A 23,692-nucleotide genomic window follows, 5' to 3' on the forward strand; every position below is an offset into this window, starting at 1 on the left:
GATAAACGTTACATGTTCGGGTAGTTGGGACCACCGCCGCCTTCCGGCGCTACCCAGGTAATGTTCTGTGCCGGGTCCTTGATATCGCAGGTCTTGCAGTGCACGCAGTTCTGGAAGTTGATCTGAAAGCGCGGCTGCCCGGCATCATCTTCCACCACTTCATATACGCCGGCCGGACAATAGCGCTGGGCCGGTTCGGCGTATTTGGGCAGGTTGTGCTCGATGGGAATGTTCGGATCATCCAGGCGCAGGTGGCACGGCTGATTCTCTTCGTGATTGGTGTTGGAGAGAAACACCGATGAGGGCTTGTCGAACGAGAGCTTGCCGTCAGGCTTGGGATAGTTGATCTTCTCGAACTCGTCGGCCGGTTTCAGCGCGCCATGATCGGTGGTGGTGTCGTGAACTCTAGGCAGCTTGTTGCCCAGCAACTGGTTGACGAAATTATAGGCACCTCCGCCCACCGTGCCGTACTTGTGCATGGCAGGGCCGAAACTTGCGCTCTCCTTGAGCTCTTCATAGGCCCAGCTGGCTTCCCACTTCTGGGTAAAGTTCGTCAGCTCCTGAGCGCCTTCATCGCCTCCCTTGAGCGCTTCAAAAACGCTTTCAGCTGCCACCAGGCCCGATTTCATGGCGGTGTGCAGCCCCTTGATCTTGGAGAAGTTGAGCGTGCCGGCATCGCAGCCGATCAGCAGACCGCCGGCAAAGGTCATCTTGGGCAGGCAGTTGAAGCCTCCCTTGGTCAGCGCGCGGGCGCCATAGGCCACCCGCTTGCCGCCTTCCAGGTACTGGCTAAGCGCCGGATGATGCTTCATGCGCTGGAATTCGTCGAAGGGCGAGAGCCAGGGGTTCTGGTAGGAGAGATCCATGATCAGGCCCACCACCACCTGCTGGTTTTCCGCATGGTACAGAAACCATCCTCCGGGAGTGTTCTTGCCCAGCGGCCAACCCGAACCATGCACTACAAGGCCTGGCTCGTGCTTCTCGGCGGGTACGTCCCAGAGCTCTTTCAAGCCGATGCCGTAATGCTGCGGGTCACGCCCGGCATCTAGCGAGAAGTGTTCGATCAGTCGCTTGCCCAGATGCCCGCGGGCTCCTTCGGCAAACAGGGTATACTTGGCGCGCAGTTCCATGCCTGGCATGTAACCGTCCTTGGGCGTGCCGTCGGCAGCAACGCCCATGTCGCCAATGACAATGCCGCGTACCGCGTCATCTTCGATAATCACTTCCTGGGCGGCAAAGCCTGGGAAGATCTCGACTCCCAGTTCTTCGGCCTGTTCGGCCAGCCAGCGACACAGGTTGCCTGCGCTGATCACGTAGCGGGTCATGTCGCCGCCGGTGTTGTGCATGCTCTTGGGAACCAGGGAGTTCGGCAGTTTTTGTGCCTTTTGTGCGTCCTTGAGCAGATAGACATCGTCGCGTATGGCAGGCGTGTTCAGTGGAGCGCCACGCTCCTGCCAATCGGGAAAAAGCTCATCAAGCGCGCGTGGTTCGAACACCGCCCCGGACAGGATATGAGCGCCAACTTCTGAGCCTTTTTCCACCACACAGACGGTCAGCTCGTGCTCGGCGTCCTTGGCTTGTTGCATCAGGCGGCAGGCAGCGGCAAGCCCCGATGGTCCGGCGCCTACAATCACTACATCAAAGTCCATGACATCGCGTTCAATATTTTCCACCTGGCTTCTCCTTATTCTCATAAGTGCAGTGCCTTATAAAAACACGGCCTTAATTTAAAACGGTCGTTTGCTTCTGGTTATCTCCCATGATAGGCATAATACCTGCGTAAGGTCACGCCTACGATGGTAAAAGCGGTTTTCCCTTCGCGTGGTGGCAAGCCCGGGCCGGTGTGCGGCTTCGACCATTGCGCTAGAAAAAGGGTATTGTTGCCGTAAGCCAAGCTGTGGCAGATTAGTAAGGTTTTTCATTTGCGTACCTATCAAACGCTTGCATGAATATTCTGGCCGTCGCCACTGTCATGGCGAGGCTTTTTTTAAGCGGTATCCGCCAGGCGGGTGCCGGTTCTGGTTAACGGCTTATGCTTCAAGCCAAGCGAGGAATCCATGAAAGTACTCGTCGCGGTTAAACGCGTCATCGACTACAACGTCAAGATCCGCGTGAAGGCGGATCATTCGGATGTCGATCTGACCAACGTCAAGATGGCCATGAACCCCTTCTGTGAAATTGCCGTGGAAGAAGCCGTGCGCCTGAAGGAAAAGGGTGTGGCCACGGAAGTGGTGGCCGTGACCGTTGGTCCAAAGGCCTCTCAGGAGCAGCTGCGCACCGCGCTTGCCCTGGGCGCCGATCGCGCCCTTCAGATTGAAACCGATGAGCGGGTCGAGTCGCTGGCGGTGGCCAAGCTCCTGGCCAAGGTGGTAGATGAAGAGCAGCCGCAGCTGGTGATTCTCGGCAAGCAGGCCATTGATACCGACAATAACCAGACCGGTCAGATGCTTGCAGCACTGACTGGTCTGCCGCAAGGCACTTTCGCCTCCGCCGTGGCTGTCGAGGGTGACAAGGTCAACGTTACGCGTGAAATCGACGGCGGCCTGCAGACCGTGGCGTTGTCGCTTCCGGCGATTGTCACCACTGACCTGCGCTTGAACGAGCCGCGCTACGCCAAGCTTCCGGATATCATGAAGGCCAAGAAAAAGCCGCTTGACGTCAAGACGCCCGCCGATTACGGCGTTGAGGTAGCCTCCAGGGTCAGCCTTCTGAAAGTGGAATCGCCAGCCGAGCGCAAGGGCGGCATCAAGGTGGCCTCGGTAGACGAGCTGGTCGACAAACTGAAAAATGAAGCCAAGGTTCTTTAACTAAAGCCACGGTTCTCTAAGGCAGCGTTGAAGAGCTTTGATAGGAGCGGATTTCATGAGCATTCTGGTACTTGCGGATTTACACGAAGGCGCGCTCGCCAGCGCCACGGCTCACGTGGTGGCAGCGGCGAAAGCCATTGGCGGTGATATTGATGTTCTGGTAGCCGGTGAGGGCGTGCAGGCGGCAGGCGAAAAAGCGGCCAAGCTTGACGGTGTCAGCCGCGTACGCGTGGCGGACAATGCCGTGTATGCCTACCAGCTGGCAGAGCCCATGGGCGCACTGCTGGTGGAGCTTGCCGAGGGCTACACCCATGTGCTCGCCAGCGCGTCTACCACTGGCAAGAACGTGCTGCCTCGTCTGGCAGCCTTGAAGGACGTCAGTCAATTGTCGGACGTGATCGGCGTGGAGAGCAGTGACACGTTCTTGCGCCCCATCTATGCGGGTAATGCCATCGCCACGGTAAAAAGCGATGACGACCTGAAAGTGATGACGATTCGTGCAAGCGCCTTCGATGCCGTAAGCGACGGCGGCAGTGCCACGATCGAAACCGTCGATACGGTGGTCGAGAACACCCAGTCCCAGTTCGTGAACGAAGAGCTTGCCCAGTCCGATCGTCCAGAGCTTGGCGGCGCCAAGGTGGTGATCTCCGGCGGCCGCGGCATGGGTAACGGTGAGAACTTCAAGCTGCTCGAAGGCATTGCCGACAAGCTCGGCGCGGCGGTAGGCGCCTCACGAGCGGCGGTGGACGCAGGATTCGTGCCCAACGACATGCAGGTCGGCCAGACCGGCAAGATCGTGGCACCCGATCTCTATATCGCGGTGGGCATTTCCGGAGCGATCCAGCACCTGGCAGGCATGAAGGACTCCAAGGTGATTGTGGCGATCAACAAGGATGACGAGGCGCCGATCTTCCAGGTCGCGGATTACGGTCTGGTGGGCGATCTGTTCGAGATCCTGCCCGAGCTCGAAGCCAAGCTGTAAATCTGTCGTGCTCGTCGCGATGGCATGAGTGAATAAAGCCGGCTCACCCGAGGGCCGGCTTTTTCGTGCTCCATATTAGATAAACGCGCCGTAGTTAGCTAAAGTACTGGCACGATATGAGAAAACGCCACAAGGCGGTTGAAAAAGGTGTCGGCTAGCCGCACCTACTGTAGTGAACGCAACGAAAGCCACTCAAGGAGATGATAATATGGCACATACCCTTCCCGAACTGCCGTACGCATATGACGCTCTCGAGCCGAACATCGATGCGATGACCATGGAAATTCACCATTCGCGTCACCATCAGACTTACGTCAACAACCTCAACGCCGCTCTCGAAGGTACCGGCCTTGAAGACGTAGGTATCGAAGAGCTGGTTTCCAATCTGGATCGTGTGCCGGAAGCCAAGCGTCAGGCGGTCATCAATAATGGTGGCGGCCACGCCAACCACTCCATGTTCTGGCAGATGATGTCGCCAAACGGCGGTGGCAAGCCGCAGGGCGACGTAGCCAACGCTATCGAAAGCGAGCTGGGTGGGTTCGAAGCCTTCCAGGAAGAGTTCAAGAAAGCTGCCGTGGGCCGTTTCGGTAGCGGCTGGGCGTGGCTGAGCGTCACTCCCGAGAAGCAGCTCGTTGTCGAAAATACCCTCAACCAGGATAGCCCGTTGATGCACGGCAATACGCCGCTGCTGGGCCTGGATGTGTGGGAGCACGCCTACTACCTGAAGTATCAGAACAAGCGTCCTGATTATATTTCTGCGTTTTTCAACGTCGTGAACTGGGAAGATGTGGAGCGTCGCTATCAGGCTGCCATCGCCTGATAAACTGCTTTACCCGCCAGGACAGGGCGCTTCGGCGCCTGTTTCAAAGCCGCCCCGACGGGGGCGGCTTTTTTCGTGTCAGGGGGTAATGCTGGGCATGAATTGTCAATAACCTGTGGATGAAAAATACCATATATGCTTGAATTGATTTTCTCATGGGCTATATATAGTATGCGTGGTGTCTTGAGAGCGGGTAGGGCACTAGATATGCACTACCCCAAAAATGCTGCTATGAAAAGGGGAAATAGCCATGGAAATTCAAATTTATAGCAAGCCCGCTTGTGTTCAGTGCACAGCTACCTATCGTGCCCTGGATAAGCAAGGTCTGGAGTATACCGTTATTGATATTACGGCCGAATCCGGCGCCCAAGAAGAAGTAGAAGCCCTTGGCTACCGTCAGCTTCCCGTCGTGGTAGCCGGCGATGACCACTGGTCCGGCTTTCGTCCCGACCGTATTCAAGCATTGGCGTAACACATATTCATGTTGGTGGACGCCGCTGCTGAATCATCGAGCGCTGGCAGCATTGTCTATTTTTCCACCAAGTCAGGTAACACCCATCGTTTTGTGCAAAAGCTAGGCCTGGCCGCCCAACGTCTTCCGATCGGGCGCGAGGAACCGACGCTGCGCGTCACTACACCTTATATATTGATCACGCCTACCTACGGCGGTGGTGAAGTGAAGGGCGCAGTGCCAGGGCAGGTCATTCGCTTTCTCAACGATGAACACAATCGACGCCTTATTCGCGGCGTCATTGCTGCCGGTAACACCAATTTTGGCGATGCGTATGGCCTGGCTGGCCGCATCATTTCAGAAAAGTGCCATGTGCCCTTGCTATATCGATTTGAGCTATTTGGCACCGACGATGATGTGGCCAGGGTCCGCAAAGGAGTAGAAGAGTTTTGGAAACGACAAACCTAGCCCCGAAAAACGTGGCCGAAGCCAAGCGTCCTGCTTCAGGAGCGACCGAGGCACGCACGCTGGATTACCATGCGCTGAATGCGATGCTCAACCTTTACGGGGCCAACGGCGAATTACAGCTGGACAAGGACCGCGAAGCGGCGCGTCAGTATTTCCTGCAGCATGTTAACCAGAACACCGTCTTCTTCCACTCGCTTGAAGAGAAGCTCGACTACCTGGTCGAGGAGAGCTACTACGAAGCAAAAGTGCTGGACCAGTACAGCTTTGCCTTCGTGAAGACGCTTTTCGAGCAAGCATATGCCTACAAGTTTCGCTTCCCGAGTTTTCTGGGGGCCTTCAAGTACTACACCAGCTATACGCTGAAAACGTTTGACGGCAAACGCTACCTGGAGCGCTATGAAGACCGCGTCTGCATGGTAGCGCTGACGCTTGCCCGCGGTGATGAGGCGCTTGCCAGGTCGCTGGTGGATGAAATCATCAGCGGTCGTTTCCAGCCCGCCACCCCTACGTTTCTCAACTGCGGCAAGCAGCAGCGCGGCGAGCTGGTGTCGTGCTTTCTGCTGCGCATCGAAGACAACATGGAGTCGATCGGTCGTTCGATCAACTCGGCGCTGCAGCTCTCCAAGCGCGGCGGCGGTGTGGCCTTCCTGCTGACCAACATTCGTGAGGCCGGCGCGCCCATCAAGCGCATCGAGAACCAGTCATCGGGCATCATCCCGATCATGAAGCTGCTCGAGGATGCCTTCTCCTACGCCAACCAGTTGGGCGCACGCCAAGGCGCGGGGGCGGTGTATCTCAATGCGCACCACCCGGATATCCTGCGCTTTCTGGATACCAAGCGCGAAAATGCCGACGAGAAGATCCGGATCAAGACGCTGTCACTCGGCGTTACCATTCCGGACATTACCTTCGAGCTTGCCAAGCGCAACGACGATATGTACCTGTTCTCGCCCTACGACGTCGAGCGCGTATACGGCGTGCCGTTTGGCGATATCAGCGTCACCGAGAAGTACCATGAAATGGTGGCCGATGCGCGGATCCGCAAGCACAAGATCAACGCGCGTGCGTTCTTCCAGACGCTTGCCGAACTGCAGTTCGAGTCGGGCTATCCTTACATCATGTTCGAGGACACGGTAAACCGGGCGAACCCGATTGCCGGGCGTATCAACATGAGTAACCTGTGCTCGGAGATTCTTCAGGTCAATACCCCGACCTCCTATGACGATGACCTTGGCTACAAGGAAATGGGGCAGGATATTTCCTGCAACCTGGGGTCGATGAACATCGCCAAGGTAATGGATGCGGGTAATATCGGTACCAGCGTAGAGATTGCGATTCGTGGTCTGACCGCGGTATCCGAAATGAGCAACCTCAAAAGCGTGCCCTCCATCGCCGAAGGCAATGCCAAGTCACGCGCCATCGGCCTTGGGCAGATGAACCTGCACGGCTATCTGGCCCGTGAGCATATCTACTACGGTTCGGATGAGGGGCTGGATTTTACCAACCTCTACTTCTATTGCATCGCGTTTCATGCGCTGCGTGCCTCGAACCGTCTGGCGATCGAGCATGGCGACACCTTTGATGGTTTCAAGGATTCGACCTACGCCACGGGCGAGTTCTTCGACAAGTACATCGAGCAGGAGTGGTTGCCGCGTACCGAGAAAGTGCGTGGTCTGTTCGAGCGTAGCGGTATCGAGCTGCCTACCCAGCAGGACTGGCAGGAACTCAAGGCTTCCGTCATGAGTCACGGCCTTTACAACCGCAACCTGCAGGCGGTACCGCCTACCGGTTCGATCTCGTATATCAACCACTCGACGTCGAGCATCCATCCCGTCGCCGCGAAGATCGAAATTCGTAAAGAGGGCAAGCTCGGGCGCGTCTACTACCCGGCACCGTTTCTTGACGAAGCAAACTTCGACTACTTCCAGGATGCCTACGAAATTGGCCCCGAGAAGATCATCGATACCTATGCCGAGGCGTCCAAGCACGTCGATCAGGGGCTTTCGTTGACCCTGTTCTTCCCGGACACCGCCACTACGCGTGATATCAACAAGGCCCAGATCTACGCCTGGCGTAAGGGTATCAAGACGCTTTACTACATTCGTTTACGCCAGAGCGCGCTGGAAGGTACCGAAGTGGAAGGTTGCGTCTCCTGCACGCTGTGATCACCGTGCCAGCGGTATCGCCTTACCGCCTACTTCGTATCTAATGCGACGCTTTTGATGAGAGTTATTTGATGACCACCATGCAACGCTTATCGCGGGTCAATGCGATCAACTGGAACCGCCTTCAGGACGACAAGGATCTTGAAGTGTGGAACCGTCTGACCAGCAACTTCTGGCTGCCGGAGAAGGTGCCGCTTTCCAACGATATTCAGTCGTGGAATACGCTGACCCAGCAGGAAAAGCAGCTGACCATCCGTGTGTTCACCGGCCTGACACTGCTGGACACCATCCAGAGCAGCGTGGGCGCGCCTGTGCTGATGGAAGATGCCCGTACGCCTCATGAGGAAGCGGTATATACCAATATCGCCTTCATGGAGTCGGTACATGCGCGCTCCTACAGCTCGATCTTCTCCACGCTGTGTACCACGCGTGATGTCGATGACGCGTTTCGCTGGAGTGAGGAGAACCCGACCCTGCAGGCCAAGTCGGAGCTCATTCTGGAGCGCTACCGCTCCGATGATCCGCTGATGCGCAAGGTCGCCAGCGTCTTCCTGGAGTCGTTTCTGTTCTACTCCGGCTTCTACCTGCCGATGTACTGGTCAAGCCATGCTAAATTGACCAATACCGCCGACCTTATCCGCCTGATCATTCGTGATGAAGCGGTACATGGCTATTACATCGGTTACAAGTTCCAGCAGGCGCTGGCGGAAGCCACTCCCGAGCGTCAGCAGGAAGTGAAAGACTACGCCTACGAACTCTTGCTGGAGCTTTACGACAACGAAGTACGCTACACCGAGTCGCTGTACGACGAAGTGGGGCTTTCAGAGGACGTGAAGAAGTTCCTTCACTACAACGCCAACAAGGCGCTGATGAACCTGGGCTTTGAGCCGCTGTTCCCGAGCAGCGTCACCGACGTCGACCCGACCATCATGGCGGCCTTGTCACCCAGTGCCGATGAGAACCATGACTTCTTCTCCGGCTCCGGCTCTTCCTACGTCATTGGCAAGGCCGTGGCGACCGAAGACGACGACTGGTCGTTCTAGGCCCACTCAACGCACTGGCATATATACAGGAGCAAGCATGTCAGGTGAAAAGGGCGGCCAGGCGACACTGGAGATTGCTGCGGCCGTAATAAGCGATCCGGAAGGGCGACTCCTGCTGGTGCGTAAGCAGGGAACAGCCTTTTTCATGCAGCCCGGTGGCAAGATCGACGGTGGCGAGGCTCCGCTTGACGCTTTGTGTCGGGAGCTCAAGGAAGAGCTTGGTCTGCAGGTGGCTCAGGACCTGCTCCTGCCGCTGGGTGTGCAGACAGCACCGGCGGCCAATGAGCCTGGCATGACCATCGAAGCACATCTTTATGCGCTGGTGATTGATGAGCCCGTAGAAGCGGCGGCTGAAATTGCCGAGGCGGTATGGGTAAGCCGGGAGGAGGCCAGCCAGCTGCGCCTGGCGCCCCTGACGCGAGATTACGTCATGCTGCGGGTCGGCGAATATTGACACCCTGGACAAGCATCGAAAACCTGAAAGGCGCCTGCGGGCGCCTTTTTTTGTGTCTGTCCTCTGGATAAACGGCCTTGATGTTAATGATAAATATTGTCATTTATTGTGACAGTGGTAGGCTATGGCCAGTTTAAATTAAACGCAAATCGTTCTTATACCTAATTAGTTTCTGGCGCTGCCGTTCGTGGCGCGCCGGGTAGTAACGGAGAGTCGACGTGCTGAACAGGCCTTACGTTGTGTTGCGCGGATGCTGCCTAGCCGGTGTGCTAGTCAGCGGTACGCTAATGGCAAGCGAAGAAACAGCGGGTCAGGCGGCCCAGAGTGTAGACGCCCAGCAAGCCCAGGCGGCCCTTCAGCAGCAGATCGATGCCGCCGACGACGACACGCGTGAGGCCCTTGAGGAGCTGCGCCGCCTGGAGCGCGAGACCCGGCAGATGGAAGCTTCCAACGCCGCCTTGAGTGCGCGCCTGGCTGAAGAGGCCGAGCGCCAGCAGCAGCTGGGAACGGCGCTGGATACCCTGGAGGAAACCCGCGCCGCGTTGCCGCTGATCGAGCAGGACATGACCGCGCAGCTGACTCGCTGGATCGAGCAGGATCTACCGTTTCTACGCGACGAGCGTCTGGCTCGGGTGGTCCAGTCCGATGCCCAGGCCGGTGCCGACAGCATCGAGCGCATCAACGGCCTGCTGGAAACCTGGCGTGTCGAGCTGGACTATGGCCGCGAAATCGATCACTGGCGTGGCCGGTTGCAAGATGCAGAAGGCAGCACGCGCGAGGTCGACTACCTGCGCGTCGGGCGCATTGGTTACTACTACCTGACGCCAGATGAGCGGGAAGGAGGCGTGTGGGACGCCGAGGGTAGTGAATGGTTGCCGCTTGATGAGCGGGCGCGCCGCGAGGTACGCAACGCCCTGCGCATCGCCGACGATCAGCGCACCCCGGACCTGCTGAAACTGCCGCTTTCGATTACTGCCATCAACCAGCAGGGAGGCCAGCCATGAGCCTGAAACGTTTACCTCGCCTTGGCGGCGTTTGTCTGCTGTTGGGAATGATCGCTGTGAACCCTTCTGTTTTCGCACAGAGCGACAGCGTTTCATCGCTGCGCGAAGCGCGTCAGGCCGCCGAAGCGCGCGACCAGCAGCGCCTGGAAAGTTTTCTAAGCGACCAGCAGGCCCTGAACGAGGCGTTGGATGAAGCCCGCGCCGAGCATCAGGCAATTGAAGAGCAGCGCGAGGCGCTACAGGCGCAGCAACAGGCCCAGTCCGAGCAGGCAGGTGAACTTGCCGAGCGCCAGAGCGAACAGGGGGAAGCGCTCACTCAGCTATTAAGTAACCTCGCTCGCCACAGCAGCGAAGTGCGTAACGCGCTGGGGGAAGATAGCTGGCTGACCCTGCATGACGATGCACTGCCGCCACGCCTGGAAAATGCAGAAGTACTCGAGCGAAGCCAGCTTGAAGACGTGGTGGACAGTCTGGCCGCCTTGACCGCGCAGACCGCTCGGGCCGAACGATTGACGCTGCCCGTGGCGGACACCAGTGGAAGCATCGAGCCGCGGGAGATAATTCGCCTGGGTGATTTTGCAGCGTTTACCGATTCGGCACTGCTGCGCCAGGACGAAGGAGGTGGCCAACTGGCCGAGATGCCGCGTACGCCGGCAGAGATTCAGAATGTCCTGCAGGCGTATCATCAAGGAGAGAGCCGTGAGTTCGTCATCGACCCCACCCAGGGCCGCGTTCTTCAGGCACTGGCGCAGCGCCCCAGCCTCTGGGAGCGTTTCGAGCAGGGCGGATACGTCGGTTACGTGATCGTGGCGCTGGGCGTGCTGGGGCTGCTGGTGGCGCTGGTTCAGTATGGCTACCTGAGCGTGGTCAGTGCACGTGTGCGTCGACAGCGTCGGTCGCCGGACCAACTGCATACCAATAACCCGCTGGGCCGTGTATTGCTGCGTTTCAAGGACATGGACAAGCATCAGACGCCGGAAGCGCTCGAAGCCCGGCTGGACGAAGCCGTACTCGCGGAACTGCCGCGAATCGAGCGTGGCCAGCCGATCGTCAAGCTGCTGGCAGCCATTGCGCCACTTCTTGGCCTGCTGGGTACGGTAACCGGCATGATCGTCACCTTCCAGGCGATTACCGTATTTGGTACCGGTGATCCGCAACTGATGGCGGGCGGTATCAGCCAGGCATTGGTGACCACCGTGCTGGGGCTTATCACCGCCGTGCCGCTGCTGTTTGCCCAGACGCTGCTGTCCAGCCAGAGCCGCCACTTGAGTCAGGTCATCGAAGGCGAGGCAAGTGCCACGCTGGCCGATCATCTCGAGGCACAATCCACGGCCCATGCGGCAACGGTGAGCTGATATGCCCACGCTACCTTTCTGGCTAGAGCCGGTCGAACGGCTGGTGGAGGCCGGTGGCGCGGTACTGGTAGTGCTGGCGCTGGTGGCCGTGCTGGTGTTCGGTATGGCCATCGAGCGCTGGTGGTACTACCGCATTACCTGGCGTCAGGCCCGCCGACAGCTGGTTCGCCGCTGGGCAGAGCGCCCGGACCACCGCAGCTGGAGCGCGCGTACCCTGCGCCATGTCTGGAGCGAGGCATTGGTGGCCAGACTGCGCCGTCCACTGCCCTGGCTGAAGTTGCTGGTCGCGCTCTGCCCGCTGCTTGGGCTGCTGGGCACCGTGACCGGCATGATTACCGTCTTTGACAGCCTCTCGATGAGTGAAACGCATCAGGCCCGTGCCATGGCCGACGGCGTGGCGCGGGCTACGCTGCCGACCTTGACCGGTATGGCGATTGCTGTCGTGGGACTTTTGTTTATCAGTCGTTTAGAGCACGTGATTCGTCGCGAAGATCAACGCTTGCACGATCGCCTGGCGCGTGCCTTGGAGGAGAATGATGCGTAGACGCCGTTCGATGGACGCAAGTGCCGACGCCAACGAGGTCAACCTGACGCCGATGCTGGATGTGGTGTTCATCATGCTGATCTTCTTTATCGTCACGACCAGTTTTATCAAGGAGAGCGGTATCGAGATCGAGCGCCCGGAGTCGAGCGCGGCGAGCCCGCGTCCGGAGGCGCAGGTGCTGGTGGCGATCACGCCTGAAGGCGCGATCTGGGTGGATGGCAAGCCGGTGGATGTCCATCAGGTAGGTCAGGAGGTTGCCGGCATGCTGACCGAGCAGGGCTCGGCAGTTATTCAGGCCGACCGTGATTCCACCACGGGGCTTTTGATCGAAGTCATGGATCGTCTCAAGCAGGCCGGCGTGGAACAGGTCGCCGTAGCGGCGAACCGGAGTGCGCCATGATGCGTCATGCGCTGTCGCTGCTGGTAGGTGCCACGCTTGCGGTAGGTCTGTTCTGGCTGCTGGCGCTACTGGTGGCACCGCCTGAGCGGGAGCCTGACGTGCCGGAAATGACCATGACCATGAGCATGGTCGAGGCGCCCGCCGTGGCGCCGGAGCCAGAGGTGGCAACGCCGCCTCCCGCCGAGGCGATGCCGCAGCAGGCGCCACCGCCCATGCCAACCCCCGAACCGCCGCCGGTTACCGATAGCGCCATCAGCCTGCCCGAGGTCGAGTTGCCTGATGCACCCATCGAGCCGGTAGAGATGGATAGCGAACTGCCAGAGCTCACGGAAATCAGGCCGGAGCCGACGCCAGTACCTGCACCGCCCGCGCCTGCTCCACCGTCAGCTCCCGAGCCATCTCCTCAGCAGGCTCCTGTGGAAACGCCTGCCCCGGCAGAGCAATCGGCCGCGCCGGTGGCCGAAGCGCCGCCTTCCAACGAGCCAGTCAGCGTCGGCCAGCTGGCGCCGGCCAACCGGGTCGATCCGACGTATCCCCCGCGTGCTCAGCGCCGGGGCATGGAAGGCTACGTCGAGGTGGAGTTCATCGTTCGTCGAGATGGCAGCGTCGATCGCTCCTCCATACGAGTGATCAATGCCCAGCCACGGCGCGTGTTTGAAAGTGCCGCTGAAGAAGCCATCGCGAAATGGCAGTTTTCCGGTAGCCAGCAGGTGCGCCTGGTCACGCAGCGCATCGAGTTTCAGTTGAGGTAGCGGTATGCAGCGTCTAGGAGGAGTTTTACTGTTCAGCCTGTGGGCCTCGCTGGCGCACGCCAATGCGCCGCTGCCCGGTGATATCATCGAGGACCTGAGAGGCCTGCAGGCGCAGTTGGCTGAAGGCGACTTTGATAGCGTGGCCGAGCGCGGCGCTGTCCAGGCCGAACGGCTGGCGAGCGGTAATGCATCGGACCGCTGGGCAAGTGCCCTCTATCACCAGCTGGCTGCCGGGGCGCTTGCCCGAATGGAACAGCCAGCCAGGGCGGCAGACCATCTTGCCGAAGCGCGCCAGACCCGCGGTGTGGAAGCCGAGCAGGCAGCCCGCTGGCTCAGAGAAGAGGCATCGCTGCGCCATGCGGCGGGGCAGGATGATCAATCCATCCGTTTGTTGAGTGAATGGCTGGATAGCGAGCAGGACGCCGCTGCGCTATGGCAGCTGGTGCGACTGATGGCCCAGGAGGCGCAGTGGGAGGCGGCGGCCGAGCGCCTGGAGCAGGCCATCGCGCAGACTGATCGCCTCGATGAGGATCAGCAGGCCCTGGCACTTGCTGTGCTGCGCCGAACGGGGCAGGGAGGGCAGGCGCTTAGCTGGCTGGTGGAAGGTCTGGACCTGGACAGTGATGCTGACGCCTGGCGTCAGGCCGCGGGTCTTGCCCAGCAGGCGGGACAGCCAGGGATGGCCGCTGGCCTGTGGGATACGGCCTGGCAGCTTGGCAAGTTGGACGAGGCGGAAGACTTCTGGCTGCTGATCGAGTTGCACCGGGCCGGCGGTACGCCTGCCAGGGCCGCCGAGCGCCTGGAGCAGGCGCTCGAGCGTGGCGATATCGAGCGCGATGAGCGCACGCTTCGGCTTCTGGCTACCTCCTGGCAGCAGGCGCGGGATATACGTCACGCGTTAAGCGCCTGGAAGGCGCTGGCTGACGAGACGCAAAAGGCCACCGACTGGCGTCAGTATGGGCAACTTGCCTACGCCTGGGGAGAAGAGCACCAGGCGGAGGCGGCGCTTGCCGAGGCGGCGCGGCTTGGCGACGAGCAAGCCAGCCAGTGGCTGGCGCGTTTCGATTGAGTGAAACCCGTTATGCGGAGGCCTCGAGCGTCAGCTCGAAGTCGCTCCAGGTAGGAGCGTGGTCGGAAGGCCGCTCCATGCCGCGCAGGTCATAATCGATGCCCGCCGCCGTCACGCATTGCGCAAGCGGTTGGGTAACCAGAATATAGTCGATGCGCAGCCCGCGTTTGGGGTCGCGGTCAAAGCCTTTCGAGCGGTAGTCGAACCAGCTGAACCACTCGCTGTTGTCCGGGTGGCAAAGGCGGTAGCTGTCGCTCAGCCCCCAGGCCTTGATGCCGGCAAGCCACTCGCGCTCGATCGGCTGAAAACTTGCCTTGCCTTCGCGCAGCCAGCGCTTACGGCTCGGCTCGCCAATGCCGATATCCTGATCTTCGGGAGAAATATTGAAATCTCCCATGACCGCCAGACGTTCATCGGGCCGGTGCTGCTGCTCAAGCAGGCTCTGCAGTTGGCGGTAGAAGCATGCCTTGTGCGGAAACTTGGTCGGGTGCTCGACGTTGTCGCCCTGGGGAAAGTAGCCGTTCCAGATGGTCACGAGTTCGCCGTCATCGGCGAGCAGGCGCACGCCGATCATGCGACGCTGGGCATCGTCAGTGTCATCCGGAAAACCGTAGAAGACTTCCCGAGGCGCCTGGCGACACATCAGCGCCACGCCGTAATGGCCTTTCTGGCCGTGGTAGTAGACGTGATAGCCCATGGCTTCCACGTCGGCTACGGGAAACTCGCTGTCTTGTACCTTGGTCTCCTGCAGGCCGATCACATCTGGCTGCTGAGTGTCGATCAAGGCCTGCAACTGGTGAAGCCTTGCACGGATGCCGTTGATGTTGAAAGACACCAGACGCATCAGGACTGACCTTCCGGCGGTCGATCAGACGTCTTGTCCGGGTGGATGGTGATGGTCTGTCCGCTTTGCTGGCGGGCGAGCTTCTTGACTGCCTGCAATTTACGCTGCTGCTGCTTTTTTGCTACAAAGCGGCGTGACGGGGCTACCTGGTCGGGGTTATCGTGGCGCCACTTTTTGTAATCCTTGCGCCGTCCGGTGCGAATCGTCACCTTGTCGGCCAGCGAACGTGTCTTTTTCTTACGCGTCATGTCGCGCTCCTCGTGTCGAATTAAGCCACATTCTAACAGGCTCTGGCACTGCTTCGACAGCAAGACGCGCTCTTGGCGCCAAGCCCTGATACAATGCGCACTTCGTGATGCCTACTATTCACAGCAATGGACAGATACATAGCCTATGAGCGAGTCGGAACAGACCACAGCATCGGCCCAGAACCGCAAGCCGAAACGCCGTCGCCGGAAACCGCGGCGTCGTCAGTCAAACTGGGATCTTCGTCAGTTTCAGGTGCCCGCCGTGGCCGGCAAATGGCGCTTTCATGACTTTGATCTGCCGCTGCCGCTGATGCGCGCCATTCATGCCCTGGGGTTTGAATACTGCACGCCTATCCAGGCCGAGGCGCTGCGCCATACCCTGCTGGGAGGCGATATCGTCGGCAAGGCACAGACGGGGACGGGTAAAACCGCTGCCTTCTTGATCTCGGTACTGGCCTACTTCATGGAGGAGCCGGCGCCTGACGGTCAAAAGCCCGGCGCGCCGCGTGCGCTGATCATCGCGCCTACGCGGGAACTCGCCCTGCAGATCGAAAAGGATGCCAAGGCGCTTGCCCGTTTCACGCAGCTCAATGTAGCCAGCGTGGTTGGCGGCATGGACTATCAGAAGCAGCGTGAAAGCCTGAGCAAGAAGATCGATATACTGGTGGCAACCCCAGGGCGCCTTCTGGATTTCCACCAGAAGCGCGATATCGATCTGGCCGAAGTAGAGGTGCTGGTTCTCGACGAGGCCGATCGCATGCTGTCGATGGGCTTCATTCCCGATGTGAAGCGCATCATTCGCTACACGCCGAAAAAAGAGGAGCGCCAGACGTTCCTGTTCTCGGCTACCTTCACCGACGATATCCTCAACCTGGCCAGTCAATGGACGCTGAATCCGGCTCATGTCGAGATCGAGGTCACCGTCGAGAATCAGGCCGATATCGACCAGCGGGTCTACCTGGTATCCGATGATGACAAGCAGCGCCTGCTGGTCAATCTTCTGGAGCAGGAGAGCTTTGAACGGGTCATGGTATTCGGTAATCGTCGTGATCTGGTGCGCAAGCTCGATGAGGTGCTCAGAAAAGCCGGTATCAACGCGGCCATGCTGTCCGGTGATGTACCTCAGGGCCAGCGAATCACCACGCTTGAGCGTTTCCGTGAAGGCGAGATCCAGGTGCTGGTGGCAACCGATGTCGCCGGGCGCGGCATTCACATCGAAGATGTCAGCCACGTGATCAACTACACCCTGCCGGAAGACCCCGAGGATTACGTTCATCGCATCGGGCGTACCGGTCGCGCCGGCGCCAAGGGCGTATCGATCAGCTTCGTGGGTGAAGAGGATGCCTTCTCGCTGCCCGAGATCGAGCGCTATATCAATGACAAGCTGCCCTGCGAGCATCCGCCGGAAGGCATGCTGTAAAGCACATGCTCGATACTGCCCTGAAAAGCGAGATACAGGACGCCTACCGTCGCGTGGTGGAAGGCCTTGAGCTTACCCCACGTTACGGTCAACGCCTGATGATTGCCGAAATTGCCCGCACTCTGGGCGATATCGAAAGCGATAGTGAAGGCAAGCGCACCAGTGACAGCCATGTGTGCGTACTGGAAGCGGGCACCGGGACAGGAAAGACCCTGGCTTACCTGATTGCCGCGCTGCCGATTGCCAAGGCGCGTGGCAAGCGGTTGGTGATCTCGACCGCCACGGTGGCGCTTCAGGAGCAAGTGCTCAACCAGGACCTGCCGGCGCTTGCCAAGCATAGCGGTATCGCTTTTCGCTACGCGCTGGCCAAGGGGCGCGGGCGCTACGTGTGCGTGTCCAAGCTGGACCAGGTACTGGAAGGCGCCGAACCCAATCCCACGCTTTCACTGTTCGAGCAGTCGCTGCAGACCCAAAGCAGCGACTTCAACGTGCTGGCCACGGACATGGCCGAGGCCTATGGGCAGGGCGAGTGGCAGGGCGACCGCGACAACTGGCCCGTGTCGATCGACGATGCCCACTGGCGAAGGCTGACCGTGGACCATCGCCAGTGCACCGGCCGTCGCTGTGGTCACTTTGGCGCCTGCGCTTTCTTTCGTTCGCGCCGCGAGCTTGAAAACGCTGACGTGATCGTCGCCAACCATGACCTGGTACTGGCGGACCTGGCGCTCGGCGGCGGCGCTATCCTGCCCGACCCGGCCGACTGCATCTTCGTATTCGATGAGGGCCATCATCTACCGGACAAGGCGCTTTCTCACTTCGCTCATCGCTTTGCCGTGCATGGCTGCCTGCGTTGGCTCAAGACGCTCAAGACTAGTCTGACGGACCTGCATCAGGCGCTTGCGGTTCAGCCGACCATCGCGCGGCTGCTGGCTGGCCTGCCCGAGGTCATTCAGACACTGGAGCCGGCGCTGGGGGATGTGTTCAGCGTGGGTCATCAGATCGCCGGGCGGCCAAACGGCCTGGGTGATGAAGAGAGCACGCTGCAGTCACGCTTCGAGAAGGGCGAGATATCCGATGCGCTGCGCGAACAGGCCCAGCAGTTGCTGGTCATGTTCGCGACGCTGTCGCGCTGCTTGGAAAGCATCAGCGATATCCTGCGTGAAAGCCTGGACCCGGATAAACAGACAGGGCTCGATCGTGAGCAGGTTGAAACCTGGTTGCCACTGGTAGCACTGTTGCATGGGCGGGCGCTGGAGGCCCATGCGCTGTGGCAGGCCTTCAGCGAACAGAACGCCGCCAACGCCCCCCCCAGCGCGCGCTGGATAACACTCAGCCGGGTGGGCGGCGAGCCTGAAGTCGAGTTCTCGGCAAGCCCGGTGTCGGCTGCGCATACCCTGGCCAAGCACTTGTGGGGACGCTGCCATGGGGCGGTGGTGACGTCGGCTACGCTGACGGCTCTTGGCCGCTTCGAGCGTATCCAGGAGCGTGCAGGGCTTGCCAACCGCTACCGCTATCAGGCGCTGCCCAGCCCGTTCGATTACGCCAACGCCGTGCTGCGCGTACCTCGCGAAGCCACGGACCCGAGCGACCGCGACGCTCATGAAAGTGCGATTGCCCGCTTCGTGGCTCAATTGACCGATAAAGAGGCTGCCCTGGTGCTGTTCTCCTCGCGCACGCAGCTTCGCGCGGTGGAAAAAAGCCTGCCTGAAGCAATCAAGGCACGGGTGCTGGCCCAGGACGCGCTACCCAAGCGCGAGCTGATCGAGCGCCACCGCGCCGCAGTAGACCGGGGAGAGGGCAGCATCATTTTCGGGCTGGCAAGTTTTGCCGAAGGCATCGATCTGCCCGGCGACTACCTGACGCATGTAGTGATTACCCGGCTGCCGTTCGCGGTGCCCGACGACCCGGTAGGTGCCACGCTTGCCGAATGGATCGAAAGCCAGGGCGGGAACTCCTTCATGCGCATCAGCGTGCCCGATGCTTCCATCAAGCTGGTGCAGGCCTGCGGACGGTTGATTCGCAAGGAGAGTGATCGAGGGACGATCACGCTACTGGATAGGCGCGTGATCACGCGGCGCTACGGTCAGGCGCTGCTGGATGCGTTGCCTCCGTTTCGTCGGGAGATTCAGTAAATCACTCCCCACGGCCAGAAAGCCGTGGGGAGTTTCATCTAGCGAGCGATACGCTTGGCCAGCGTACTTGCCAGCTTGTCGTTCATGCGTGTGAAGGCCTCCACCGTGGTGTCCCAGTCGATACATGCATCGGTAATGGAGACGCCGTACTGAAGCTCGCTTAGGTCCGCCGGCACCTTCTGGCTACCCCAGCCAATGTTGGATTCCACCATCAGCCCGATGATGGACGTGTTGCCCTCCAGAATCTGGTTGGTCACGTTCTCGAGCACCAGTGGTTGAAGCGCCGGGTCCTTGTTGGAGTTGGCGTGAGAGCAGTCGATCATGATGTTGGCGGAGAGATTGGCCTTCTTGAGCTCTTTCTCGGCCAGAGTGACGCTGACGCTGTCGTAGTTGGGCTTGCCGTTGCCGCCGCGCAGCACCACATGGCCGTAAGCGTTACCGCGGGTACGGATGATGGCAACCTGGCCCGCCTGGTTGATGCCCAGGAAATTGTGCGGGTTGGCAACGGACTGAAGGGCGTTGATGGCCACGTCCAGGCTGCCGTCGGTACCGTTCTTGAAGCCGACCGGCGAGGAGAGACCCGAGGCCATCTCGCGGTGGGTCTGGGATTCGGTCGTCCGCGCGCCGATGGCTGACCAGCTGATGCAGTCCTGAATGTACTGCGGAGATATGGGGTCAAGCGCTTCGGTGGCCAGCGGCAGGCCGAGTTCTGCCAGATCGACCAGCAGCTTGCGGGCAATGTGCAGGCCTTCGTCGATCTCGAAAGAGTCGTTGAGGTGCGGGTCGTTGATGAGGCCCTTCCAGCCGACGGTGGTGCGCGGTTTCTCGAAGTAGACGCGCATCACGATATACAGGCTGTCGCTGACCTGGTCCGCCAGGGTGCGCAGGCGGCGGGCGTAGTCTAGCGCGGCGTCTACGTCGTGAATGGAGCAGGGACCCACGACCACCAGAAGGCGCGGGTCCTTGCCATCCAGAATATTCTGGATGGTCTGGCGCCCCTCGATCACCGTGCGCTCAGCGGCGTCGGTGAGTGGCACCGCCTGTTTCAGGGCGTCAGGCGTGGTAAGGACATCCTGAGCGAGGACGTTGAGATTGTTAACCTGCTGTTCTGACATCTTGCTACCTATGTGTGCGCGATAAGCGAAAACTGGGGCCTACTATGGCGTGACCCGACACTAAAAATCAATTGTTGAGGAACTTGGCAGCGTTGAACAGTGTCAGCCTCTGGATTTTGCAAGGCAGCGTTTTCACGTGCATGGTAAGCGCTTGATGCGCCGCGCAGAACGCGTAACACTTAGCGTTATGAATTCTTGAACGGGGCGGCCTGTTTGCCGCCTCTTTCATCACCATCACCAATGAATGCCCAAGGGACGCTATGCTGCTTGCTGTGAAGGCCCGCTTGAAAGGGCTAAAAGGAATAGGGCTCGACGCTGGGCGTTCGAGCTGGAGGAGCGTGTGAATGGGCACTCGGGAAACGGACCAACAGTTAGTCGAACGTGCCCAGAAAGGCGATACGCGCGCTTTTGATCTACTGGTAAAAAAATATCAGCACAAGATTATCGGACTGATCGGTCGCTATGTTCATGACCACTCCGAGGTTCAGGACGTAGCCCAGGAGGCGTTTATCAAGGCCTATCGTGCCCTAGGCAAGTTTCGTGCCGAAAGCGCTTTCTACACTTGGATGTACCGAATCGCGATCAACACCGCCAAGAACCACCTGGTTTCCCGCGGGCGTCGCCCACCGGGGAGCGACCTGGATATTGTCGATGCCGAGATCGTCGATCAGAGTGGCCGTCTGGCCGATTCCGAATCACCGGAGGCTGCCATTGCTCGCGATCAGCTCGAGGCCGCCGTGTTTGAAGCCATCGAAAAGTTGCCTGATGACCTTCGCACGGCCATTACCCTGCGTGAGCTTGATGGACTCGCCTATGAAGACATTGCCCAGGTAATGCAGTGTCCGGTAGGTACCGTGCGCTCGCGGATTTTTCGTGCCCGGGAAGCAGTGGATGAATACATTCGTCCGCTGGTGACCACGGCCAGGAACAGTCGCGACGAGTAACGGTCAATTGTCCTGGTCGATGCAGTCTGTTCTACAGCAGTACCTGACCAGCTGGTCACAAAACATTACCTTTTTGCATTTTTTGTGAACTGTCTGACCAGTGAGGCGTCATACAGCCTGAGTGCTTCCGGTAGGTGGAAGCGAGTTGGCAGCCGTGGCGCAATGAACAATCCGGCAAGATACAAGACGCGCAACCAGACGCTGGCCGTCGATCAGTGTTTTGTCGCTGGAGTTGTTATCAGGTCGTTGTCATCAGGTCTTAGCCTGTGAAGGATTACGCTAGTGGCTGCTTGTTTGCCGTACTGCGGTAGGACTTCATTTAACACAGTGTGAGGGTGTGAAGTATGAGTCAAGACACACGGGAATCGCTTTCAGCTCTAATGGATAGCGAAAGCAATGAGCTGGAATTACGCCGAGTGTTGAAGGCACTACCAGATGACGCTGACGCGGCAGACAGGTGGCGACGTTATCACTTGGCACGCAGCATGATGCAGCGTGAGCGCAGCGTGGATGTTAGCGTGGATCTCTCTGCTGGTATCCTCGCGCGTTTGCAGGATGAGCCTGCGCCGGTGGCGTTTGATAATGAGAAGTCTGCCTCGCCGCGTACTCACTCTATCTCCTTTGCCCGCGGGGCCGGTGTGGCGGCAGCAGTATCGTTGATGGTCATCACTGGTGTGCAGTTTTTCGGTAACAATGGCTCCACGACCCAGCCTGGAAACAGCATCACGACCGCTTCAACCGGCAATGCGTCGGTAGGGCAGGTGCAGCCTGTCAGCCTGGCGGCCCAGCCTGCATCTGTAGGCTCTGCCGGCATGCCGATGTTCGAGCCCACTCCCTTCAAGCTCAACGGCCAGTCGCAAGGCGGCTTGATGAACGTCAGCGAGTCAAATTTTTCTTCGGCGGCAGTGCCGCAAAGCGCTACCATGCAGCAAGGTAACCCCATTGATGCTGACCAGATCCGGCTTCTACAGTCGTACCTGGAGCAGCACTCTCAAGGAGCGGCCTATGGTAGCGGCGATAGCTGGATGCCTCTGATGCGTTCTTCCACCATCGCTGAACCGCTTGGCCAGCGCTAAACCTGGCCACTGATTCGAGCGGTCAACGTATTGTGAAGGAATGACCTGGATGATGGTGTCAAGTCGAAGCCGGCTGCTGGCGCTGGGTATCATGATCAGCGCCAGTCTTGTATCTTTTAACACATACGCACAAGCGCCAAGCCAGAACCTGTGCCGTGAAGACACGCAGGCCGATTCGTCCGAGAGCCCGATACGGTGGTTGGAGCGTAGCCTGCAGGCCAGCCACTGTTATACGTTTCAGGCTCGCGCCGTGGCTATCAATTCCATTGATGTGCGCACCTTGGCGCTCTCCCATCGTATTCAGGATGGCGTGCGCCAACAGGTCGTTCAGCAGCTTGATGGTCCTTCCGTCAGCGTTGAACGCCGCTCTCGGGTTGGTCAGCTTGCGTGGGTAACTCCAAATGCGCAGGGGGAGGCATTTCCTTCCCTTCAAAGCTGGGTCGAGCACACCACTCAATATTATGACGTTGGCCTTGAAAATGGAGCGCGCGTGGCTGGGCGCGATGCCGTTAAGCTGCGGTTCGAGCCCAAGGATCATGAACGCTATACCCATGAGTGGTGGCTGGATGATGCTACCGGTCTTTTACTCAAGCACGTGCTGAGCGACCCGACCGGACGTATTCTCGAAACGTTCCAGGTCACCCAGCTTCATGAGCCTGAACGCTATACCGGCGACATCACGGTCACCTCCGTTCAAGAAGCGCCGGAGCCGGCTTGGCATCCGGCCTGGTTGCCCAAGGGTTTTGTTGCTCAGCCGGTCGCTTTTGCAGATGGTGAACCCCACCAACGTCTATATAGCGACGGACTGGCTACTATCAGCCTGTTTGCAGAGCCGCAAGATGAGGCCCAGCAGCCTCGGCAAGGGCTAAACAGCGGCGTTCACCAGATTGGCGTCTCATCGGTTGTCATCGAAGAGCATGCTCAGGGTGACCAGCGCTGGCAACTGGTGGGAGTTGGCGAGCTACCGCCTTCTCTGCTGCAGCGCGTTGTCCACTCTGTCGAGTTTGATTAAGTACTTCAAGCAAGATGCCTGAAATGAGCCGACTACCCCCCGTTGATTCTTTCTCCACGCTGCCCGGCTGCGATACGTTGAAACGTTCTGGCCGGGTCGTTGGCTATACCGCGCGCGGTTTGCTGGTCGATGTTTCCATTCGTGAAGCCTGCCAGCAGTGTGCAAAGGGGCAGGGGTGCGGTATGGGAGTGCTGGCGCGTCGTTCGCATCAGCAAATCGAGGTGATGGTATCTTGCGCTGTTGACCAGCTTGCCGTGCGCTACCCCGTGGGCGACCGCGTGGCGCTGAGTCTGGAGCGCGCAGATATCACGCTGCTGGCCTTTCTGATCTACGCCTTGCCCTTGCTGCTGGCGCTACTGATTTCAGGGGGTGTCGCCGCGCTCGACCAGGTCGTCTGGGCAGCGCCGGTCAGTTTTTTCGTTTCGCTGGTGGCGGGTTTGATTGGTTTACGCTGTTTGCTTAGCGGACGAACGGAACGCTTTCGCCCGCGTTTGGTCAGTTGATTGCTTGGCAGCCCGCTGGACTGCACCTGTTTCGTTGGCTGTCTGCTTGTTGGATTGTTAAAAGCTATGTCAAAGGCTGTTGTC

24 protein-coding genes are annotated in these 23,692 nt (G+C 59.4%); 20 read left to right on the forward strand and 4 right to left on the reverse strand.

All coding sequences use genetic code 11. The features are described from left to right. Positions 1–8: 8 nt before the first annotated feature. On the reverse strand, positions 9–1,673 hold the full coding sequence (locus HW452_RS04230; RefSeq protein WP_224104849.1) for an electron transfer flavoprotein-ubiquinone oxidoreductase: 1,665 nt from the start codon (positions 1,671–1,673) through the stop codon (positions 9–11). A gap of 384 nt (positions 1,674–2,057) precedes the next feature. Between HW452_RS04230 and HW452_RS04235 the strand changes: the two genes are divergently transcribed. From HW452_RS04235 to HW452_RS04300, 14 genes are all read left to right on the forward strand, one after another. Continuing rightward, positions 2,058–2,807, forward strand: coding sequence for an electron transfer flavoprotein subunit beta/FixA family protein (locus HW452_RS04235; protein ID WP_224104850.1), 750 nt, complete (start codon positions 2,058–2,060; stop codon positions 2,805–2,807). A 55-nt stretch (positions 2,808–2,862) separates the two neighbouring features. After that, positions 2,863–3,789: an electron transfer flavoprotein subunit alpha/FixB family protein gene (locus tag HW452_RS04240; protein WP_224104851.1), complete on the forward strand. Its 927-nt coding sequence runs from the start codon at positions 2,863–2,865 to the stop codon at positions 3,787–3,789. A gap of 208 nt (positions 3,790–3,997) precedes the next feature. Continuing rightward, a complete protein-coding gene (locus HW452_RS04245; RefSeq protein WP_224104852.1) occupies positions 3,998–4,609 on the forward strand; it encodes a superoxide dismutase in 612 nt (203 codons plus the stop codon). 250 nt (positions 4,610–4,859) lie between these two features. Further along, a complete protein-coding gene (nrdH, locus tag HW452_RS04250; RefSeq protein WP_106373061.1) occupies positions 4,860–5,081 on the forward strand; it encodes a glutaredoxin-like protein NrdH in 222 nt (73 codons plus the stop codon). Between the two features lie 9 nt (positions 5,082–5,090). Further along, a complete protein-coding gene (nrdI, locus tag HW452_RS04255) occupies positions 5,091–5,528 on the forward strand; it encodes a class Ib ribonucleoside-diphosphate reductase assembly flavoprotein NrdI (RefSeq protein WP_224104853.1) in 438 nt (145 codons plus the stop codon). Continuing rightward, the gene (nrdE, locus tag HW452_RS04260; RefSeq protein WP_263433544.1) at positions 5,510–7,693 is read left to right on the forward strand and encodes a class 1b ribonucleoside-diphosphate reductase subunit alpha; all 2,184 of its coding nucleotides are present in this window, start codon (positions 5,510–5,512) and stop codon (positions 7,691–7,693) included. The genes nrdI and nrdE overlap by 19 nt, the downstream gene beginning before the upstream one ends. A gap of 71 nt (positions 7,694–7,764) precedes the next feature. Further along, on the forward strand, positions 7,765–8,736 hold the full coding sequence (gene nrdF, locus HW452_RS04265) for a class 1b ribonucleoside-diphosphate reductase subunit beta (protein ID WP_224104854.1): 972 nt from the start codon (positions 7,765–7,767) through the stop codon (positions 8,734–8,736). A 37-nt stretch (positions 8,737–8,773) separates the two neighbouring features. Then, entirely contained in the window at positions 8,774–9,190 is a 417-nt protein-coding gene (locus HW452_RS04270; RefSeq protein ID WP_224104855.1) for an NUDIX hydrolase, read from the forward strand. Between the two features lie 266 nt (positions 9,191–9,456). After that, positions 9,457–10,194, forward strand: a complete 738-nt coding sequence (locus HW452_RS04275; protein ID WP_317986319.1) for a DUF3450 family protein — start codon at positions 9,457–9,459, stop codon at positions 10,192–10,194. Then, positions 10,191–11,549 (forward strand): MotA/TolQ/ExbB proton channel family protein, encoded by a 1,359-nt coding sequence (locus tag HW452_RS04280; protein WP_224104857.1) that lies wholly within the window; start codon positions 10,191–10,193, stop codon positions 11,547–11,549. The genes HW452_RS04275 and HW452_RS04280 overlap by 4 nt, the downstream gene beginning before the upstream one ends. 1 nt (position 11,550) lies before the next feature. After that, positions 11,551–12,093 carry a MotA/TolQ/ExbB proton channel family protein gene (locus tag HW452_RS04285; RefSeq protein WP_224104858.1) on the forward strand — a complete coding sequence of 181 codons (543 nt, stop codon included), beginning with the start codon at positions 11,551–11,553 and terminating at the stop codon, positions 12,091–12,093. Further along, entirely contained in the window at positions 12,086–12,493 is a 408-nt protein-coding gene (locus HW452_RS04290; RefSeq protein ID WP_224104859.1) for an ExbD/TolR family protein, read from the forward strand. Before HW452_RS04285 ends, HW452_RS04290 begins: the two co-directional genes overlap by 8 nt. Beyond that, positions 12,490–13,245 (forward strand): energy transducer TonB, encoded by a 756-nt coding sequence (locus tag HW452_RS04295; protein ID WP_224104860.1) that lies wholly within the window; start codon positions 12,490–12,492, stop codon positions 13,243–13,245. The genes HW452_RS04290 and HW452_RS04295 overlap by 4 nt, the downstream gene beginning before the upstream one ends. A gap of 4 nt (positions 13,246–13,249) precedes the next feature. Then, positions 13,250–14,314: a hypothetical protein gene (locus tag HW452_RS04300; protein WP_224104861.1), complete on the forward strand. Its 1,065-nt coding sequence runs from the start codon at positions 13,250–13,252 to the stop codon at positions 14,312–14,314. 10 nt (positions 14,315–14,324) lie between these two features. Here HW452_RS04300 and xthA read toward each other — a convergent pair whose 3' ends face one another. Together xthA and HW452_RS04310 are read right to left on the reverse strand one after the other, a co-directional pair. Next, positions 14,325–15,158: an exodeoxyribonuclease III gene (gene xthA / locus HW452_RS04305; protein WP_224104862.1), complete on the reverse strand. Its 834-nt coding sequence runs from the start codon at positions 15,156–15,158 to the stop codon at positions 14,325–14,327. Beyond that, positions 15,158–15,406 carry a hypothetical protein gene (locus tag HW452_RS04310; RefSeq protein ID WP_224104863.1) on the reverse strand — a complete coding sequence of 83 codons (249 nt, stop codon included), beginning with the start codon at positions 15,404–15,406 and terminating at the stop codon, positions 15,158–15,160. The genes xthA and HW452_RS04310 overlap by 1 nt, the downstream gene beginning before the upstream one ends. A 145-nt stretch (positions 15,407–15,551) precedes the next feature. Here HW452_RS04310 and rhlB point away from each other — a divergent pair, with 145 nt between their 5' ends. Further along, complete coding sequence (rhlB, locus tag HW452_RS04315; protein WP_224104864.1) at positions 15,552–16,826, forward strand: ATP-dependent RNA helicase RhlB; 1,275 nt, start codon at positions 15,552–15,554, stop codon at positions 16,824–16,826. Between the two features lie 5 nt (positions 16,827–16,831). Further along, positions 16,832–18,958 (forward strand): ATP-dependent DNA helicase DinG, encoded by a 2,127-nt coding sequence (gene dinG, locus HW452_RS04320; protein ID WP_224104865.1) that lies wholly within the window; start codon positions 16,832–16,834, stop codon positions 18,956–18,958. A 38-nt stretch (positions 18,959–18,996) separates the two neighbouring features. Here the strand turns inward: dinG and HW452_RS04325 are convergent, their stop codons facing one another. Then, positions 18,997–20,073: a 3-deoxy-7-phosphoheptulonate synthase gene (locus HW452_RS04325; protein ID WP_224104866.1), complete on the reverse strand. Its 1,077-nt coding sequence runs from the start codon at positions 20,071–20,073 to the stop codon at positions 18,997–18,999. A 344-nt stretch (positions 20,074–20,417) separates the two neighbouring features. Here HW452_RS04325 and rpoE point away from each other — a divergent pair, with 344 nt between their 5' ends. The 4 genes from rpoE to HW452_RS04345 all read left to right on the forward strand — a co-directional run bounded on the left by rpoE (position 20,418) and on the right by HW452_RS04345 (position 23,608). After that, positions 20,418–21,017, forward strand: coding sequence for an RNA polymerase sigma factor RpoE (gene rpoE / locus HW452_RS04330; protein ID WP_224104867.1), 600 nt, complete (start codon positions 20,418–20,420; stop codon positions 21,015–21,017). Between the two features lie 344 nt (positions 21,018–21,361). Beyond that, the gene (locus HW452_RS04335; protein ID WP_224104868.1) at positions 21,362–22,093 is read left to right on the forward strand and encodes a sigma-E factor negative regulatory protein; all 732 of its coding nucleotides are present in this window, start codon (positions 21,362–21,364) and stop codon (positions 22,091–22,093) included. Positions 22,094–22,142: 49 nt separating this feature from the next. Continuing rightward, positions 22,143–23,105: a MucB/RseB C-terminal domain-containing protein gene (locus HW452_RS04340; protein ID WP_224104869.1), complete on the forward strand. Its 963-nt coding sequence runs from the start codon at positions 22,143–22,145 to the stop codon at positions 23,103–23,105. Positions 23,106–23,128: 23 nt separating this feature from the next. After that, entirely contained in the window at positions 23,129–23,608 is a 480-nt protein-coding gene (locus tag HW452_RS04345; protein WP_224104870.1) for a SoxR reducing system RseC family protein, read from the forward strand. Positions 23,609–23,692: the final 84 nt, after the last annotated feature.

The sequence above is a fragment of the Vreelandella aquamarina genome (genome assembly GCF_020075495.1).
Taxonomy (GTDB): Bacteria; Pseudomonadota; Gammaproteobacteria; order Pseudomonadales; family Halomonadaceae; genus Vreelandella; species Vreelandella aquamarina_A.

Excerpts from the sequence above, each read along its gene's own strand:
- HW452_RS04235 (WP_224104850.1), top strand. The coding sequence starts at position 2,058 with ATGAAAGTACTCGTCGCGGTTAAACGCGTCATCGACTACAACGTCAAG.
- HW452_RS04240 (WP_224104851.1), top strand. The coding sequence starts at position 2,863 with ATGAGCATTCTGGTACTTGCGGATTTACACGAAGGCGCGCTCGCCAGC.
- HW452_RS04245 (WP_224104852.1), top strand. The coding sequence starts at position 3,998 with ATGGCACATACCCTTCCCGAACTGCCGTACGCATATGACGCTCTCGAG.
- nrdH (WP_106373061.1), top strand. The coding sequence starts at position 4,860 with ATGGAAATTCAAATTTATAGCAAGCCCGCTTGTGTTCAGTGCACAGCT.
- nrdI (WP_224104853.1), top strand. The coding sequence starts at position 5,091 with ATGTTGGTGGACGCCGCTGCTGAATCATCGAGCGCTGGCAGCATTGTC.
- nrdF (WP_224104854.1), top strand. The coding sequence starts at position 7,765 with ATGACCACCATGCAACGCTTATCGCGGGTCAATGCGATCAACTGGAAC.
- HW452_RS04270 (WP_224104855.1), top strand. The coding sequence starts at position 8,774 with ATGTCAGGTGAAAAGGGCGGCCAGGCGACACTGGAGATTGCTGCGGCC.
- HW452_RS04280 (WP_224104857.1), top strand. The coding sequence starts at position 10,191 with ATGAGCCTGAAACGTTTACCTCGCCTTGGCGGCGTTTGTCTGCTGTTG.
- HW452_RS04285 (WP_224104858.1), top strand. The coding sequence starts at position 11,551 with ATGCCCACGCTACCTTTCTGGCTAGAGCCGGTCGAACGGCTGGTGGAG.
- HW452_RS04290 (WP_224104859.1), top strand. The coding sequence starts at position 12,086 with ATGCGTAGACGCCGTTCGATGGACGCAAGTGCCGACGCCAACGAGGTC.
- HW452_RS04295 (WP_224104860.1), top strand. The coding sequence starts at position 12,490 with ATGATGCGTCATGCGCTGTCGCTGCTGGTAGGTGCCACGCTTGCGGTA.
- HW452_RS04300 (WP_224104861.1), top strand. The coding sequence starts at position 13,250 with ATGCAGCGTCTAGGAGGAGTTTTACTGTTCAGCCTGTGGGCCTCGCTG.
- xthA (WP_224104862.1), bottom strand. The coding sequence starts at position 15,158 with ATGCGTCTGGTGTCTTTCAACATCAACGGCATCCGTGCAAGGCTTCAC.
- HW452_RS04310 (WP_224104863.1), bottom strand. The coding sequence starts at position 15,406 with ATGACGCGTAAGAAAAAGACACGTTCGCTGGCCGACAAGGTGACGATT.
- rhlB (WP_224104864.1), top strand. The coding sequence starts at position 15,552 with ATGAGCGAGTCGGAACAGACCACAGCATCGGCCCAGAACCGCAAGCCG.
- dinG (WP_224104865.1), top strand. The coding sequence starts at position 16,832 with ATGCTCGATACTGCCCTGAAAAGCGAGATACAGGACGCCTACCGTCGC.
- HW452_RS04325 (WP_224104866.1), bottom strand. The coding sequence starts at position 20,073 with ATGTCAGAACAGCAGGTTAACAATCTCAACGTCCTCGCTCAGGATGTC.
- rpoE (WP_224104867.1), top strand. The coding sequence starts at position 20,418 with ATGGGCACTCGGGAAACGGACCAACAGTTAGTCGAACGTGCCCAGAAA.
- HW452_RS04335 (WP_224104868.1), top strand. The coding sequence starts at position 21,362 with ATGAGTCAAGACACACGGGAATCGCTTTCAGCTCTAATGGATAGCGAA.
- HW452_RS04340 (WP_224104869.1), top strand. The coding sequence starts at position 22,143 with ATGATGGTGTCAAGTCGAAGCCGGCTGCTGGCGCTGGGTATCATGATC.
- HW452_RS04345 (WP_224104870.1), top strand. The coding sequence starts at position 23,129 with ATGAGCCGACTACCCCCCGTTGATTCTTTCTCCACGCTGCCCGGCTGC.